Consider the following 11,445-nt stretch of genomic DNA (forward strand, 5'->3'; position numbering starts at 1 on the left):
GCGGGGACGACGCCGGCCCGCGAGCCCTCAGTCGGCTACATATGCCACCCGGCCGAGGAAGCCGTCGACGAGGTGGCGGGCGTTCGCACGAGCAGCCGGTTCCATGGCACGGCTGCGGGCGAGCAGCTCGTCGGGGTCCAGGCCCTGTCGCACGCACTGTTCCGCACCGCCCAGCGCGAGCCAGCCGCTCAGCATCCGCGTGGTGATCTCCGGATGGAACTGCACCCCCAGACTCCGTCCGGACCGGAACGCCTGCACACACACCTCGTTGCGGGCGACGACCTCGGCCTCGGGCGGCAGGACGCAGCGGTCGTAGTGCCACTGGAGCCAAGGCCCGGGGCCCATCAGGGAGGGTTCGTGCGTATCCACCTCCGTCCAGCCGATCTCGGGGCGTGGGGACGCCTCGACGGACCCACCGAGGGCGGTGGTGAGCGCCTGAGCGCCGAAGCAGACGCCGAGCACGGGGACGGCGAGGTGGTGAGCCTTGCGCAACAGGGCCAGCTCGCCGTCGATCCAGCCGCCCACCGCCGTCTCGTCGTAGACCGACCAGGGAGCGCCGAGCGACACGATCAGGTCCCAGTCCCCGGCATCGGGAAAGTCGAAGGTCACGTCCGGTGCGTGGTGGCACCCCTCGGGCACGACGGTCACGGCCGTGAGGTCGTATCCGCGCTCCGCGAGCCGGGCACCGACCAGACCCGGCTCCGTCACGTGGTCGTGCTGAATGACGAGTGCGCGCACGACGAGCACTCCTTCCCGGTCCCCTGGACCTGCCTGAACGGCTCCCATGGCCCCTTGTGGCGGCCTCACCATCGATCATATCGTTTGACTTCAAATGTCTTTCTGGAGGCCACACATGCTGGACATCGCCCATGACGAGTGGCTGCGCCGGGCCAAGGTCCTGGAAGTGTCCGGCGCCCATCACATCGACGGCGACGACGAACCCGGCGCAGGAGCGACCTTTCCGGCCGTCTCGCCCCGGGACGGCCGCGTACTGGCGCGGATCGCCGACGGGGGCGCCCCCGAGGTGGACGCGGCGGTGGCGGCCGCCCGCCAGGCCTTCGACACCGGGCCGTGGCCACGCCTGGCGCCCGCCGAGCGGGGCCGGGTTCTGGTACGGGTCGCCGAGCTGCTGGAGGAGCGGCGGGAGGAACTCGCCCTGGCCGTCAGCCTGGAAATGGGCAAGCCCGTCACGGACGCGTACGAAATCGAACTGCGCGCGACCATCACCACGTTCCGCTGGTACGGGCAGCTGCCCGACAAGCTCACCGACGAGTCCCCGCACACCGCCCCCGACGCCCTCGCGCTCGTCACCCGGGAGCCGACCGGTGTGGTCGGCGCGGTGGTGCCGTGGAACTTTCCTCTGACGCTGGCGGGCTGGAAGGTGGCCCCGGCCCTCGCGGCCGGGTGCACCGTCGTCCTGAAGCCGTCGGAGAACTCACCGCTGTCCGCGCTGCTGCTGGCGCGGATCGCGACCGAGGCCGGGCTGCCGCCGGGTGTGCTCAACGTGGTCAACGGCAAGGGGCCGGTGGCCGGACGGGCGATCGGGCTGCACCCCGACGTCGATGTGCTGGCCTTCACCGGCTCCACCGCCGTCGGCCGCCACTTCCTGCACTACGCCGCCGACTCCAACCTCAAGCGCGTCTGGCTGGAACTCGGGGGCAAGTCGCCCAACATCATTCTTCCCGACGCCCCCGACCTGGACCGGGCCGCCGCCACCGCCGCCTGGGGCATCTTCTTCAACCAGGGCGAGATGTGCACGGCTCCCTCCCGGCTGCTGGTGCACTCCTCGATCGCCGAACGTGTCACGGAGGCCGTCGTGACCAGGGCACGCGAACTGCGCGTGGGCGACCCTCTCGACCCCGCCACCGAGATGGGCGCGCTGGTCGGCGAGAGCCACCTCGGCCGCGTCCTGGACCACATCGGCACTGGGCGGGAGGAAGGCGCCCGGCTGCGCACCGGCGGCGAGCGCATCCTCACGGGCTCGGGAGGCACGTACCTGGAACCGACCGTCTTCGACGGCGTCGATCCTGGTATGCGACTGGCCCGCGAGGAGATCTTCGGTCCCGTCCTGTCCGTGCTCGCCTTCGACGACCTGGACGAGGCGGTACGGCTCGCCAACGCCACCGAGTACGGCCTCGCCGCCGGCCTGTGGACCTCCGACCTGTCCACCGCGCACACGGTCTCCCGGGCGTTGAAGGCGGGCACGGTCTGGGTCAACTGCTACGAGGAGGGCGACCTGACCGTCCCCTTCGGCGGCATGAAGCAGTCCGGAAACGGCCGCGACAAGTCCGTCCACGCCCTGGAGAAGTACACCGAGATCAAGACCACCTGGATCCAGCTGTGACCCACACCGCTCTGCGTCCCCTGATCGCGATCCCCGCCCGCTTCTCCGCCACGACCTCCGCCCTGCGATACGCCGCCGAGGTCAACGCCCGCGCCCTGATCGAGGCCGTGTGGCGGGCCGGCGGCGAACCGACGAGCATCCACCCGGCGGACAGCGAGGTCGCCGCCAGGCTCGCCCGCTTCGACGGGGTCCTGCTCCCCGGCGGCGGAGACCTCGCCCCCCACCGGTACGGCGCTGCCGACACCCACGACAGCGTCTACGACGTCGACGACCTTCAGGACGCCTTCGACCTCGAAGTCGCCCGCCAGGCACTGAACTCGGGCCTGCCGATGCTGGCGGTCTGCCGTGGCCTGCAGGTCGTGAACGTCTCCCTCGGCGGCACCCTGGAACAGGACATGGGCGGCCCCGAGCGGGAACACCGGAACGTCGTGCACCCAGTGGCGATCCGACGCGGCACCCTGCTGGGACAGGCCACCGGCATGGAGAAGACGGACGTCTCCTGCTACCACCACCAGCGGATCGACCGCCCCGGCACGGGATTGGAGGTCACCGCGCGCGCCGCCGACGGCACGGTGGAAGGCGTCGAACTCCCGGGCGGCCACGGGTGGTTCACGGCCGTGCAGTGGCACCCCGAGGACACCGCCCATGAGGACCCCGCTCAGCAGGGGCTCTTCGACGCCCTTGTACGGGCCGCCCGCGACAGACGCTGACGGAGTTGGCGTGGACGGGGGCAACCGGCGCCCGGCGGCACCGCGTTCGGGCGGGTTTCAGGCCTTCGCGCGGCGTCCGCTGCGGCGGGGTGCGGGCTCGGCGCCGTCAAGGAGAGCGACACGGCGCTCCTCGCCCTCTTCCTCCACCTGGCGCACAACCCGGCGCAGCCCCTCCGCGACGCTCCGGCACTCCTCGTCGCTGAGCCGGCCCGCGACGAAGGCCTCCTCCTCGTTGAAGGCCGGGAACAGCCGCCGCATCAGCGCCTCGCCCTCGTCGGTCAGGCTGAGCAGCACCAGCCTGCCGTCGGACGGATGACCGGCCCGCCGCAGCAGACCCCGTCGCTCCAGCGTCCGCGCGACCCCGGTGAGCGTGCCCTTGGAGATCCCGGCCTCCTCCGCGACGTGCCGGGTCTCCGACTCGCCCCACACCCAGACCACCCAGAGCACGACGAACGCCGTCCAGGTCAGGTCCGCCCCGCGCAGTACGGAGTTCTCCAGATGCTGCCGGACCGCCGAGGCGGCGCGGTAGATGTTGGCGACGACGGCCATCTGCTCCCGGCGCAGCGGAATGCCGCCGAGCTTGGCCTCGGCCAGCTTCTCGGCTTCGGCGATGGATCGCTGGCCCGGCATGGGCACACTCCTTCGGCCACGGGATGCGTGGGTCGCGGATGTTGTTCGGACTCAAATTGTACGGAAGGACAGACCGACCGAGAGTCCGCTCCCCGCGAGGCAAGCCCGCTTCAGGCAGTGAGCGCCTCCACGCGGCGCATCACGTCACGGCAGAACACGCCGATCGCGTTCGGATCGTCGATGAACTGGTTCGGCTTGACGCAGAACGTGGTGAAGCCCTGCCCCAGCTGCTCCGGGATACTCGCGAGCGCCGCGCCGAGGTCCGCCGTCGAGTGGTCGTCGGGGAACGTGGCCTGGGTGCCGCCGATCATCTCCAGCTCGGCGATGTCCCGGCCGGCCGCGGCCAGGGCGTCCTTGAGCACCTGCATGTCCTGCGGTGCCGGCCGACCCAGCGGGTGGAAGCCGTGACCGTACCGGACGAGCCTGCGCAGCACGGGGCCGTGCAGGCGTTGACCGCCGAACCACAGCCTCGGCCCCTCGGAACGGAAGGCCTTGGGCTCGAAGTAGACGTCGCGGAACGGGTAGTGCTCGCTGTCGTGCGAGATCGGGGACGGCCCCCAGGCCTTCGCCCAGACCTCCAGGTGCTCGTCGAGCAGCCGGCCCCGCTTTCCGAAGGGTACTCCGAGGGCGTCGTACTCGTCCTTGCTCCAGCTGACCGTGGGCTGCACCAGCAGCCGCCCTTCGCTGATCAGGTCCAGGGTGCCCAACTCCCGCGCCATGAGCAGCGGATGACGCAGAGGTGCCAGTACCGCGGCGGCGGCCAGGCGCAGCCGCTCGGTGACGGAGGCGATGGCGGCGAGCAGCAGCAGCGAATGGGGCCAGGGGGTGTACGGGTCCTGGTTTCCCGGAAGGGCGTAGTCGTGGGGATTGCCCATGATGCCGTGGGCGGCCGCGTCCGGACCCAGCACGATGTGTTCGCTGACCATGACGGAGTCGAATCCGGCGTCCTCGGCCTCGCGGGCCCACCGCACGGCGGCGGGCAGGTCGGCCCGGCCGCCGGTGAGGGTCCAGTTCTCGCTGAGGACGAGCAACATGCGGGGTGTGTCGGTCATCGTGGGCATCCTTCGCTCGCGGCGGCCGTGAGGGCGCCGGCATGTCATGTGCCCCTGCTCGGAGGGGCGTTCGTGCACCGGCCTGGTCCTCAGCGCTCGTGGACGACGCGCCCGTCGAACACCGTCAGATCCACCTGGGCGTCCGTGATCGCGTGCGGGTCCAGGTCCAGCAGCGGGCGGTCCAGCACGCACAGGTCCGCGACCTTGCCGACCTCGATGGACCCCTTCCAGTCCTCAGCGAAGTCCTGACGGGCCGGACTGACCGTGTAGGCGCGCAGGGCCTCGGCGAGCGACACGCACTGTTTTGGCCCGCTCGGCCGGCCGCTGGCCTTCGACTCGCGCAGCATCATCGCGGCCACGCCCTGCCGCCAGTCGGGCTCGGTGATCGGCGCATCGGAGCTGGCGCAGACGGTGACCCCGGCCTCGACGGCAGACCGTACGGGCCACTGGTACGCGGAGCGCTCGGTGCCGACCACCTCGTCCATCAGGTCGGAGATGGTCCACTTGATGGCCGGGTTCATGTTGACGCCGTAGCCGTGCGAGGCCAGCTTGGCGAGGCTGTCCGCGCCGACGAAGTCGCCGTGGATGACGTAGTGCCGGGCATCCGGGCGGGGCACGGCCGCGTCCGCCGCGAGGAAGGCGTCGACCACCGTGTCGATGGCCAGGTCACCGGTGACGTGCACGCCGAGCTGGAAGCCCGCCTCGTGGGCGACATGGATCATCTCGAACAGTTCGTCGACCTGCAGCGTGGGGCTCTCGCCGTGCACGCACAGCGCGCCGTGGCCTCCGTCGGCGTACGGTTCACGCATCCAGGCCGTCCGGTCGGGCGGCACCCCGTCGGCGAAGATCTTGACGCCGATGGCGTTCAGGAGGCGTGGGTCGGCGGAGGCCGGCCGGCGCAGCTCGGCCAGGCCCTTACGCACGTCGTCGGCCGAGCCGCCCATCGGCGCGGGCAGGAGGAGGACGCTGACTCGGGCCTGGAGGTCGCCGCTCGCGGCGAGGTCGACGTAGGCGGTCCAGTTGTCGGTGCTCAGCCCGCCGAAGAAGGACGTGGCGCCGCCCGGGCCGAGACCGGGCTCGGTGTAGCTGGTGATGCCGCGGGAGTGCAGTTCCCGTACCACGCCCTGGATGGCCTGACGGCGTTGCGCGATGGTCGGCGAGGGCAGGTCCGCCTGGACGAGCTCCTGCGCCGCCTCCCGCAGGATGCCCGTGGGTTCCCCGCCAGGGTCGGTGTCGATGACGCCGCCGGCTGGTGGCGCGCCGGCCGGGCCGATGCCGCAGCGGCGCAGCGCGGCGCTGTTGACCCAGACGAGGTGTGAGGAGAAGTGGGTCAGACAGACCGGGTTGTCCGGCGCCACCGCGTCCAGGTCGAGGCGGTGCGGGAAGCGCCGGGGGTCGGCCAGGCACTCCGCCAGATAGCCGGCGTCCCAGCCCAGCCCGACGATCCACTCGCCGGGCCGGGCCACGCTGACCGCCCGCTCCACGGTGGCGGCGATGTCGGCGATCGAGCCGACCGTCGGATGGCCGACGTCCAGGGCGAAGGGCGGCTTGGTCATGCCGTACGCCGCCCCGTGCAGATGGGAGTCGTTGATCCCCGGCAGGACGCTCCGGCCGGCGAGTTCGACGACCCGGGTGCCCGGTCCCGCCAGGGCGCGCATCTCGCGGTCGCTGCCGACCGCGACGATGTCCCGGCCGTGCACGGCCACGCCTTCGGCCACGGTGAAGTCACCGTCGACGGTCAGGACCTGTCCGCCGGTCAGGATGAGGGAGGGGGTGCTGTCGTTCATGTGGGTCCTCTCGGGATGGGGGGTCATCGCGTCAGCCGCGGACCGAAGTAGGCGAGTGCCGCGCCCGCCACCAGGGCGGTGCCCTGGGCCATCTGCTGCCAGAACGTCGGCACGCTCAGCAGGGTCAGCCCGTTCTGGAGACAGCCCAGGAAGAGCACGCCGAGCAGCACCCCGAGGATCGAACCGGAGCCGCCGGTGAGTGCGACCCCGCCCAGGAGTACGGCGGTGAGCACGGTCAGTTCGAATCCTGCCCCCGACGTCCCGGCGACCACGCTGTCCAGCACCGACGCCTTGATCGCCCCGGCCAGCGCCGCCGCGACGCCCGTGCCGACGAACAGCGCGAACGGTGTCCGGCGAATGTGGATGCCGGAGAGGTAGGCGGCCTCCCGGTTGACGCCGATGGCGAAGACGTGCCGCCCGGACGGGGTCAGCGCCAGGAACAGCGCGCCCGCCACGAGAACGAGCGCGGCGATGACGACCGGCGCATCGATGCCGGCGATCCGCGATCCGCCGAGCCAGGCGAATCCGGACCCGAAGCTGCTCAGCGGCAGCGGGAAGAGCTGTTGAGCCAGTCCGCGCACCGCCGTCAGCATGCCCAGGGTCACGATGAAGGCGGACAGCCCGAGGTAGCAGCACAGGATGCCGTTCACGGCGCCCACCGTCGCGCCCACGGTCAGTGCGCCCAGTACGGCGACGACGGGCGACTGGTGTTGCTGCCCGGCGAGCCAGCCGGCCACCAGTCCGCCCAGCGCCAGCGTGGAGCCGACCGAGAGGTCGAGGTATCCGCTGATGACGAGCAGGGCGAGCGGTACGGCCACGATGGCGAGGGTGGCCGCGTCGGTGGCGATCCCGCGCAGGTTGCCGGGGTCAAGGAAACTGCCGGTGGTCAGTTGGAAGACCAGCACCATGAGGGCGAGGACGACGAGCAGGGGGTGCCGTCGCAGGGTATTCAGTCCGCCTCCGGCCAAGACGCGGAGGCTCGGTGCCGGGCGGCGGGCGGGGGCGGTGGTCGCGGTGGTCATGCCGCTCCTTCCGAGTGCATGGTGGTGGTTCCGTCGGCGTCGTGGACGGCCGACAGCAGGGCGGCTTCGGTGAGTTGGGCGCCGCTCAGTTCGCCGGTGATCCTGCCCTGGGAGACGATCAGGCAGCGGTGGGCGAGCGCGACGACCTCCTCCGGGTCACTGGAGGCGAACAGCACGGCTGTTCCTCGCCGGGAGGCGAGTGCGGAGACGACCTCGTAGATCTCCTGCCGGGCGCCCACGTCGACACCCTGGGTGGGCTCGTCGAGGAGCAGGACGTCGACACGGCGAGCGTCGTTGATCCACCGGCCCAGGACGAGTTTCTGCTGGTTGCCACCGGAGAAGGCGGCCGCCGACAGCCGCGGCCGGGCGGGCCGCAGCCCGACCGCCCGGGACAGCGTGTCGAAGACCCGCCGCTCGGCGAACAGTGCCCGCACCCCCCGCCGGGCGAGCGGACGGATGGTCGGCAGCAGCGCGTTGTCCTGGGACCATGTGGCCGTCGTCGCCGAGGACGGCACGCTCCGCCCCCTGCCCGGTGTCCACTGCCTGACCGGACTGCTCACCGAAGGGGGCGGCCTGCCCCAACTGCTCGACGCGGGCACCGGGAAACTCGACGCCCTGGCCGGTCCCGACGTCTCCGACGTACGGCTGCTGCCTCCGCTCCAGCCGCCCAGCGTGCGGGGCTTCGTCACCTTCGAGGAACACGTGGAGGGCGTACGGCGGTCCGTGGACGGGTCCGCCGGTGTGCCGGAGCGGTGGTATGCGGCCCCGACGTTCTACTTCGGCAATCCCTACGCGATGTACGGGCCGCACGACGACATCCCCGTGCCGCCGGGGTCGGACGTGCTCGACTTCGAACTCGAGGTCGCCGCCGTGATCGGCAAGGAGGGCCGGGACCTGACCCCCGAGCAGGCCCGCGACCACATCGTCGGCTACACGATCTTCAACGACTGGTCCGCCCGCGACCTGCAGTCCGCCGAGAAACTGCAACAACGCACGACAGAAAGGCCCTTCCGCTGTACAACCTGGACAGCACCCCGTCGCTCAACGCTCGTCCGCTGGTGAGGGAGCACCTGTGGGTGGTCGCTCCGCCGACTGCCCGGCTGCGGGCCGATCTTCCCGTGCCGTTCGCCGAGGTGGCGGCCCATCCGCTCGTCATGCCTGCGTCCGGCCATGCGCTGCGCGCCCTGATCGACGCCGCCGCGGCGCGGGCCCGGGCCTCCCTGGACGTCGTCGCCCAGACCAACTCCCTGCGGGTGCAGAAACAGCTCGTCCTGGCCGGACACGGCTGGACCGTCCTGCCGGGTGTGGGCATCGCCGAGGGCGTTGCCGAGGGCACCCTGAGCGCCGCCCCGCTGTGCGAGCCTGAGGTCTGGCAGTCGGTCGTGCTCGCCACACCGTGGTCCGGCCGGACGCCGCCCGCTGTGGAGATCGTGGCACGAGAGCTCGTGCGGCAGATCAACACGGCCGTGGACCAGGGCAGATGGCCCTCCGCGCAGCCGCAGACACAGGCACAGGCACAGGGCGAGTGACATCGCACATGCCCGGCCCGAGACGGGAGTTCCCATGACCGACACGGCTCAACGGCAGCACGCTTTCGCCCGCGCCCAGGACGGCACCGCACTGGCCTACCAGCGGGAGGGCGAAGGACCGCCTCTCATGCTCCTCGCCGGACAGGCGAACAACCACCACTGGTGGGACGCCGTACGGACGGACTTCCACGCGACGCGGAGCACGATCACCATGGACTACCGGGGCACGGGAGCCAGCGACAAGCCCCGGGACGGGTACTCCACCCGGCAGTTCGCCGACGACGTGATCGCCGTGCTCGACGAGTTGGGCATCGAACGGGCCGACGTGTACGGCACGTCCATGGGGGGCCGGGTCGCGCAATGGGTCGCCGTCGGCCGGCCTGAGCGGGTGCGGCGGCTCGTCCTGGGCTGCACCTCCCCCGGCGGCCCGTACGCAGTCGAACGGGACGCCTCGGTGCGGCGGGCCCTGGCACAGTCCGACCCGAAGGCCGCACGGCAGGCGTTGATCGACCTGATGTACTCCCCCGCCTGGCGCGCCGGCCACCCCGGCCCGTACACCACCCTCGGCGACCCCGGCATGCCCCCACAGGCACGGCGCGGCCACCTGCTTGCCAGCAACCAGCACGACGCGTGGGACGTGCTGCCCGCGATCGGCGCTCCGACGCTGATCCTCCACGGCGACCAGGACCGGCTCACTCCGGCGGACAACGTGGCCCTGTTCGCCGCCCGCATCCCTGGCTCACGCACCCATGTCTTCCCGGGCGCCCGTCACGCCTACTTCGAGGAATGCCGAACCGAGGCGAGCGCGACGGTTTCGGCATTCCTCAACGGCGGCGCACAGCCAGAGATGTAGTCCGGACGTGTGCCATACGGGCAAGGCATGCGGGACGGTCACCGACTGCCGGCGCAGCGGTGACCGTCAGCCGCTGAGGGGGAAATTCTGCGGGGCCAGGCACGCACCGTGCCGTGCCTGGCCCCTGCTTGTCAGTTCTCCAGGCGCCAGCGCTGGTTGGCACCGCCCGAGCAACTCCACAGCTGGATTTTCGTCCCGTTGGCGGTCCCCTGGCCGCTGGCGTCCAGGCAGAGCCCCGACTGCGCTGCTGTGATCGTGCCGTCGGGATTGACGTTCCATTGCTGGTCCGCCTGCCCGCTGCAGTCCCAGATCGCCGCCGGGGTGCCGTTGCCCGCTGCCTGGCCGACGCCCAGGCACTTGTTGCCGTAGACGACCAGCTGCTTTGCGGCGGTGTGGGTCCACCGTTGGTTGGAGCCACCGTTGCAGTCCCACAGTTGTGCCTGCGTGCCGTTGGCCGTGGTGGAGTTGTTGATGTCCAGGCAGCGCCCCGACGGCTGGCCGATGATCTTCTGGCTGTCGGAGGGCTGTGGCGGTTGCGGGTTCGAGCCGAACTGTGTGAAGAACTGCCACACCGCTGCCGACGTCCAGGTGCGCCAGCCGGAACCGGTGGAACCGTCTATGGGACCGGGGTCGTGGCCCGCTCCGTCGTACGCGGCCCAGACGACGGGGTATCCGGACCTGCATCCGGAGTAGGTGGTGATGATGTGCGTCAGGCTACCGTTGGCCGGCTCGGGCGGGTTCTGCCGGGTGCAGCCGTTGTTCCGGACGAAGGTGTCGCGCAGTTCCCGTCCTGCCGAGATGGGCAGCACGTTGTCCCTCAGGCCGTGCAGACCCATGTAGGCGATGGGCTGAGTGCCGCCGTTGCACCCGCTGAGGTTCGCGCCGGAGAAGACCGCGACCGCGCGGAAGACCGTCGCCCGGGAGCAGGCGAGGGCGTACGACATCCCGCCGCCGTAGCTGAAGCCGGTGGCGAACAACTGGGTGGTGTCGACGCACAGAGCTGCTTCGATCTGGCTGACCATGGCGTCGACGAAGGCCACGTCCTGACCACCGGGGTTGGCCCAGCCGTTGCCGTTGCCCTGGGGGGCGACGAAGATCGTGCTGTTGTTCGCGTTGTCCGCCAGGCGCCGGAGGCCGTAGTAGGACCAGTTGTACCCGTCCCTTCCGCCCGAGTCGACGTCGTTGGCCGTGCCGCCCCGCCAGTGGAGACCGAAGATCAGCCGGTAGGGGTGGTTGCTGTCGTAGCCGGCAGGAACCCGCAGTATGTAACTGCGCGTCTGGCCGCCGCTCTGAATCGTGTGTGTACCACTCGTCAGCGCGGGGGCCTTGCCGCAGCCGGCGGTCGCCCGGACAGCGCTGGTGGTCGTGGCCGACGCGGGTCGGCCGAGGCCGCTGCTGAACGAGGTGCCCGCAGCCGCCAGGATGAGAATTACCGCAGCCGCGATGGACATTAAGAGCGGTTTGCGTTTCATGCACGCCTTCTTCCGTAGTCGAGGGATGGGCAGGGAGTGTCGGTCG

The 11,445-nt window shown here is 71.1% G+C and carries 11 protein-coding genes and 1 pseudogene; 5 read left to right on the top strand and 7 right to left on the bottom strand.

Annotation, left to right across the window (positions count from 1 at the left end; all coding sequences use genetic code 11):
• Positions 1-27: 27 nt before the first annotated feature.
• The gene (locus AC067M_RS26620; RefSeq protein ID WP_478699546.1) at positions 28-738 is read right to left on the bottom strand and encodes a type 1 glutamine amidotransferase; all 711 of its coding nucleotides are present in this window, start codon (positions 736-738) and stop codon (positions 28-30) included.
• Between the two features lie 115 nt (positions 739-853).
• Between AC067M_RS26620 and AC067M_RS26625 the strand changes: the two genes are divergently transcribed.
• Together AC067M_RS26625 and AC067M_RS26630 are read left to right on the top strand one after the other, a co-directional pair.
• Positions 854-2,344, top strand: coding sequence for an aldehyde dehydrogenase (locus AC067M_RS26625; RefSeq protein ID WP_478699547.1), 1,491 nt, complete (start codon positions 854-856; stop codon positions 2,342-2,344).
• Complete coding sequence (locus AC067M_RS26630) at positions 2,341-3,054, top strand: gamma-glutamyl-gamma-aminobutyrate hydrolase family protein (protein ID WP_478699548.1); 714 nt, start codon at positions 2,341-2,343, stop codon at positions 3,052-3,054. The genes AC067M_RS26625 and AC067M_RS26630 overlap by 4 nt, the downstream gene beginning before the upstream one ends.
• A 57-nt stretch (positions 3,055-3,111) precedes the next feature.
• On the opposite strand, the gene AC067M_RS26635 is transcribed toward AC067M_RS26630, so the two are convergent.
• The 5 genes from AC067M_RS26635 to AC067M_RS26655 form a co-directional block, all read right to left on the bottom strand.
• Positions 3,112-3,684: a MarR family winged helix-turn-helix transcriptional regulator gene (locus AC067M_RS26635; RefSeq protein WP_478699549.1), complete on the bottom strand. Its 573-nt coding sequence runs from the start codon at positions 3,682-3,684 to the stop codon at positions 3,112-3,114.
• Between the two features lie 110 nt (positions 3,685-3,794).
• Positions 3,795-4,736 (bottom strand): LLM class flavin-dependent oxidoreductase, encoded by a 942-nt coding sequence (locus AC067M_RS26640; RefSeq protein WP_478699550.1) that lies wholly within the window; start codon positions 4,734-4,736, stop codon positions 3,795-3,797.
• 89 nt (positions 4,737-4,825) lie between these two features.
• Entirely contained in the window at positions 4,826-6,523 is a 1,698-nt protein-coding gene (locus AC067M_RS26645; RefSeq protein ID WP_478699551.1) for an amidohydrolase, read from the bottom strand.
• A 23-nt stretch (positions 6,524-6,546) separates the two neighbouring features.
• On the bottom strand, positions 6,547-7,545 hold the full coding sequence (locus tag AC067M_RS26650; protein ID WP_478699552.1) for an ABC transporter permease: 999 nt from the start codon (positions 7,543-7,545) through the stop codon (positions 6,547-6,549).
• Positions 7,542-8,060, bottom strand: coding sequence for a hypothetical protein (locus AC067M_RS26655; protein ID WP_478699636.1), 519 nt, complete (start codon positions 8,058-8,060; stop codon positions 7,542-7,544). Before AC067M_RS26655 ends, AC067M_RS26650 begins: the two co-directional genes overlap by 4 nt.
• Between AC067M_RS26655 and AC067M_RS26660 the strand changes: the two are divergent.
• From AC067M_RS26660 to AC067M_RS26670, 3 genes and pseudogenes are all read left to right on the top strand, one after another.
• Positions 8,002-8,523 (top strand): annotated as a pseudogene (locus tag AC067M_RS26660) (fumarylacetoacetate hydrolase family protein); the annotation flags it as partial. The gene AC067M_RS26655 and the pseudogene AC067M_RS26660 overlap by 59 nt on opposite strands.
• A 98-nt stretch (positions 8,524-8,621) precedes the next feature.
• Positions 8,622-9,074 carry a LysR substrate-binding domain-containing protein gene (locus tag AC067M_RS26665; protein WP_478699553.1) on the top strand — a complete coding sequence of 151 codons (453 nt, stop codon included), beginning with the start codon at positions 8,622-8,624 and terminating at the stop codon, positions 9,072-9,074.
• Between the two features lie 34 nt (positions 9,075-9,108).
• The gene (locus AC067M_RS26670; protein ID WP_478699554.1) at positions 9,109-9,927 is read left to right on the top strand and encodes an alpha/beta fold hydrolase; all 819 of its coding nucleotides are present in this window, start codon (positions 9,109-9,111) and stop codon (positions 9,925-9,927) included.
• 131 nt (positions 9,928-10,058) lie between these two features.
• Here the strand turns inward: AC067M_RS26670 and AC067M_RS26675 are convergent, their stop codons facing one another.
• Positions 10,059-11,378, bottom strand: coding sequence for an RICIN domain-containing protein (locus AC067M_RS26675; protein WP_478699555.1), 1,320 nt, complete (start codon positions 11,376-11,378; stop codon positions 10,059-10,061).
• Positions 11,379-11,445: the final 67 nt, after the last annotated feature.

The organism is Streptomyces sp. NPDC043427, from assembly GCF_056436655.1.

Coding starts and splice junctions, on each gene's coding strand:
- AC067M_RS26625 (WP_478699547.1), top strand. CDS start 854: ATGCTGGACATCGCCCATGACGAGTGGCTGCGCCGGGCCAAGGTCCTG.
- AC067M_RS26635 (WP_478699549.1), bottom strand. CDS start 3,684: ATGCCGGGCCAGCGATCCATCGCCGAAGCCGAGAAGCTGGCCGAGGCC.
- AC067M_RS26640 (WP_478699550.1), bottom strand. CDS start 4,736: ATGACCGACACACCCCGCATGTTGCTCGTCCTCAGCGAGAACTGGACC.
- AC067M_RS26645 (WP_478699551.1), bottom strand. CDS start 6,523: ATGAACGACAGCACCCCCTCCCTCATCCTGACCGGCGGACAGGTCCTG.
- AC067M_RS26650 (WP_478699552.1), bottom strand. CDS start 7,545: ATGACCACCGCGACCACCGCCCCCGCCCGCCGCCCGGCACCGAGCCTC.
- AC067M_RS26670 (WP_478699554.1), top strand. CDS start 9,109: ATGACCGACACGGCTCAACGGCAGCACGCTTTCGCCCGCGCCCAGGAC.
- AC067M_RS26675 (WP_478699555.1), bottom strand. CDS start 11,378: ATGTCCATCGCGGCTGCGGTAATTCTCATCCTGGCGGCTGCGGGCACC.